Consider the following 3,888-nt stretch of genomic DNA (forward strand, 5'->3'; position numbering starts at 1 on the left):
CGTCGCACCTGGCCCGCTGGCAGCCCGGGCCGGACGTCGTCCTCACCGGGGAGCGGGCGCGGCGGTTCCTGGACCGGTCCGGCTACCGGGAGACCGACGCCGGGGTCTCGGTGGACCCCGCGGCGTTCACCGACCGGCTCGCCCGGACGACGCGGCGCTCGCTGACCCTGCTGGAGGCCGTGGACCGGCGGCGACCGCGGCTGAACTGCTTCGGACTGCACGAATGGGCCATGGTCTACCGGGCCGACCCCGACCGCATCCGGCACTCCCAGGTGCCGCTCCGGCTCGGATCCGCGGGCACCGACGAGGTCGTGGAGAACTCCGACCTGCGGTGCGGCCACTTCGACGCGTTCCGCTTCTTCACCGACGAGGCCGTCCCCCGCAACCGGTACCACCCCACCCGCGACACCCAGGCCGCGCTCGACCAGCCGGGATGTCTGCACGTGGGCATGGACCTCTACAAGTGGGCCTACAAGCTGGGCCCGTTCGTGCCCGCGGAACTGGTCGCCGACTGCTTCGAGCTGGCCGCCGACATCCGCACGCTGGACATGCGGGCGAGCCCGTACGACCTGCGGGAGTTCGGCTATCCACCGGTGCGGATCGAGACCGCCGAGGGCCGTGCCGAGTACGCCCGCGCCCAGGCCGCCTTCGCCCGGCGCGCGGCCCCGCTGCGCGGCCGTCTGATCACTCTGTGTCGTGGGTTGCTGACCCGGTACACGGACGATCCCCCCGAGCCGCTGTCGGACCGACACGGGGACCCGGCACCGGATGGATGAACCGCGCGGGTCCGGCCCGGCCGTATTGGTCGTTATACACCTTCCGGTCCGGCGCTGTCCGACGGGAGAGCCGTACGAGCGATGCCGGTCAGCCGGTGCGGCGGGCGTTGCGCCGCTCGGAGAGCTCGTCCGGCACCGCGGGGTCGAGCTCCGCACCGTCGGCCCGCTCGGCCGGGAACTCGTGCAGCGTGCCGCTGATCTCCTGCATGGCGCCGCTGACCGCGATGCCGAACACGCCCTGCCCACCCTGGAGCAGGTCCACGATCTCCTCCGGCGAGGTGCACTCGTACACCGTCGTGCCGTCCGAGAACAGCGTCACCCGCGCCAGGTCCCGGACACCCCGGCCACGCAGGTGATCGACCGCGACCCGGATGTTCTGCAACGAGACACCCGTGTCGAGCAGCCTCTTGACGATCTTGAGGACGAGCAGGTCCTTGAACGAGTAGAGCCGCTGGGAGCCCGAGCCATGGGCGGTGCGGATGCTCGGCATCACCAGCTTCGTGCGCGCCCAGTAGTCCAGCTGCCGGTAGGAGATCCCGGCGATCTGACAGGCGGCCGGACCGCGGTAGCCCACCAGCTCGTCCGGCAGCGAGGAGTCGGGGAACAACTCCGTCTGCCCGTTCCCGGCGTGCACCGGGCCCTCGTCGACCACCATGCCTCCTCTCGCCCGGCGCGCGTGCGCCGGCAGGCGAAACAAGACCACCGGCTCCGGGACGGAACCGACCGGTACGACGATCGCGCCGCGCCCGGGCATCCCGGTCGACCGGCCCACCCACCGCAGGTCACGACGGCGCGCTCCATCGTCCCTTGACGGTATGCCCGCCCACGGGGGCGGTCAACGCGACGCGCGGACACGGCCACCGACGGGTTGCGCCCCACCCACACGGCCGGGGCCGGGACCGCTCAGGTGTCGGCGCCGCGGAAATCCTCGGGCGAGACGGAGTCGAGGAACTCGCGGAACTTCTCGACCTCGTCCTCCTGCTCGTCCGGGATGAGCAGACCGGCCTCCTCCAGCACGCCGTCCTCGGCGTGGATCGGGACACCCACGCGCAGCGCCAGCGCCACCGAGTCACTCGGCCGGGCGGAGACCCGCACGTCACCGTCGAACACGAGCTCGGCGAAGAAGGTACCTTCACTCAGGTCGGTGATGATGACCTGCTGCAGCTCCCGGTCCAACGCACCGATGATGTCCTTGAGGAGATCGTGGGTCAGCGGTCGTGCCGGACGGACCCCCTGTTGCTCCAGCGCGATGGCCGTGGCCTCGACGGACCCGATCCAGATGGGAAGGTACCGCTCACCGTCGGATTCCCGCAGCAGCAAGATCGGCTGATTCGCGGGCAACTCGACCCGGACGCCGACGACGCGCATCTCGCTCATCGGGCTTCGCCTCCCTCTCCTGCGCGCGGGCTGCAGCGCTGTCACGAGGATCCCGCATCGACTCTACTCGACGCTACCCGTCATCTGGGCGCTGTGCTCGCCACAAAATCTCTGTCGCTCGCCACAAAAAATTCGGTCGCTCGCCGCGAAACCTGTGTCGCTCGCCACGAACCTGTCGTTCCCGGGCGGACACGCCGCGTGCGTCGCGTCCGTCACCTGGTCGAGTTTACCCACCCGCCATGCCCCGAATACCGGATTTCACGAGCAGGGTGTGCAGACCGATCGACAGCGCCGCGAGCTCCGCCGCGAGTGCGTCCCCCCGCGCGCGGGCCTCGGGATCGCGGTTGCGGTAGACCGGCGTCACGATCTGCTCCAGCAACCCCACCTCGCGGTCGGCCGAGGCGCGGAAGGCCCGCAGGTGCCTCGGTTCGATCCCGTACCCGGCCATCGCCCGCGCGGTCCGGGCGATGGCCACCGCATCCGCGTCGTAGTAGCCGGTGGGTCCGGGCCGGACCAGTCCGTACTGTCGCAGCTCCGCCAGCATCGTCGGGTCGATCCCCGCCTCGGCGAGCAGGTCCGGCTCGGACAGCCGCACCCCGGGCTCCGGGTCGGGCAGCAGGTCCGCCGGGGACGGCGTCCCGGCCGGGGAGACCTCCCCGCCGTCGGGAGCGGCCGGACCATCGTCGGAGGCCACCGCCACGAGCCTGCGCGGGGGTCGGACGGGCTCCGGAGCGGGGAGCACGGCCGCGGGGTCGTCGGCCCCGTCGGCCGCGTCCAACCGCTGCCTGATCACCTTCAACGGCAGGTAGTGGTCCCGCTGCGCGGTCAACACGAACCGCAGCCGCTCCACGTCGGCCGCGCTGAACTGCCGGTAACCGGACGACGTCCGCGCGGGCCGGACGAGTCCCTCCGACTCGAGGAACCGGATCTTGGAGATCGTCACGTCCGGGAAGTCGGGACGCAGCTGTCCCAGGACCGCCCCGATACTCAGACCGTCCGGCCGCGGCCGCCCGGCAGCCGTCACTGCGCCCCCTGACCTCCGTGCCCGGGTCCGGTGAGGAACACCAGCCGGAACTTGCCGACCTGCACCTCGTCACCACCGGAGAGCACCGCCTGGTCGACCGGCTCGCGGTTGACATAGGTGCCGTTCAGACTGCCCACGTCGATCACCACGAACTCGCCGCCCTCCCGGCGGAACTCGGCGTGCCGCCGGGACACCGTGACGTCGTCGAGGAAGATGTCGCTGTCCGGGTGCCGCCCCGCGCTCGTGGTGTCACGATCGAGCAGGAACCGCGACCCCGCGTTCGGGCCCCGCTTCACCACCAGCAGTGCGGAGCCCGCCGGCAGCGCGTCGACACCGGCGTCCTGCGCCTCGACGGCAGGCGCCTCCTGGCCCTCCATCTCCGACGTGAAGTCGGCCCGGAAAACGGAGGTCCGCTCCGGAGACTGCTCCGGGGGAACGCCGGACTCGTCGTTCGTGCTCACCTGAGCTCTCCTTACGCACTGAAGTGTCGTCATCGAAACGTGGTGTAGTCAACGTACCGTGCCGGGACCACCCACGGCCCCGGGGCCTCCCCGATCAGCCGTTGATCACACCTGCCGAAACGTCGCCGCGTCGTCGGCCGCATCGTCCCACAGACGGGCCCGCACGCGCCCGTGTGACGGCGGAGAAATCGCCCCGCCCGCACGGGCCCGGGCGGTACCGGCGTGCGCGGCACCGACGGCGGGGGGACGG

5 protein-coding genes are annotated in these 3,888 nt (G+C 71.5%); 1 reads left to right on the forward strand and 4 read right to left on the reverse strand.

From position 1 onward, the window contains the following. A partial coding sequence (locus ACTIR_RS23675; protein ID WP_034240385.1) for a hypothetical protein occupies positions 1 to 776 on the forward strand: 776 nt, incomplete at its 5' end. An 88-nt stretch (positions 777 to 864) separates the two neighbouring features. On the opposite strand, the gene ACTIR_RS0115375 is transcribed toward ACTIR_RS23675, so the two are convergent. From ACTIR_RS0115375 to garA, 4 genes are all read right to left on the reverse strand, one after another. After that, positions 865 to 1,431: a MerR family transcriptional regulator gene (locus tag ACTIR_RS0115375; protein WP_154663779.1), complete on the reverse strand. Its 567-nt coding sequence runs from the start codon at positions 1,429 to 1,431 to the stop codon at positions 865 to 867. Between the two features lie 248 nt (positions 1,432 to 1,679). Then, a complete protein-coding gene (locus tag ACTIR_RS0115380) occupies positions 1,680 to 2,153 on the reverse strand; it encodes a bifunctional nuclease family protein (RefSeq protein WP_007025099.1) in 474 nt (157 codons plus the stop codon). A gap of 226 nt (positions 2,154 to 2,379) precedes the next feature. Next, a complete protein-coding gene (ftsR, locus tag ACTIR_RS0115385) occupies positions 2,380 to 3,177 on the reverse strand; it encodes a transcriptional regulator FtsR (protein WP_026454947.1) in 798 nt (265 codons plus the stop codon). Beyond that, entirely contained in the window at positions 3,174 to 3,638 is a 465-nt protein-coding gene (garA, locus tag ACTIR_RS0115390) for a glycogen accumulation regulator GarA (protein ID WP_007025101.1), read from the reverse strand. Before garA ends, ftsR begins: the two co-directional genes overlap by 4 nt. Between the last annotated feature and the right edge of the window lie 250 nt (positions 3,639 to 3,888).

Origin of the sequence: Saccharomonospora iraqiensis subsp. iraqiensis (genome assembly GCF_000430445.1) — a bacterium.
GTDB lineage: Bacteria > Actinomycetota > Actinomycetes > Mycobacteriales > Pseudonocardiaceae > Saccharomonospora > Saccharomonospora iraqiensis.

Excerpts from the sequence above, each read along its gene's own strand:
- ACTIR_RS0115380 (WP_007025099.1), bottom strand. The coding sequence starts at position 2,153 with ATGAGCGAGATGCGCGTCGTCGGCGTCCGGGTCGAGTTGCCCGCGAAT.
- ACTIR_RS0115375 (WP_154663779.1), bottom strand. The coding sequence starts at position 1,431 with ATGGTGGTCGACGAGGGCCCGGTGCACGCCGGGAACGGGCAGACGGAG.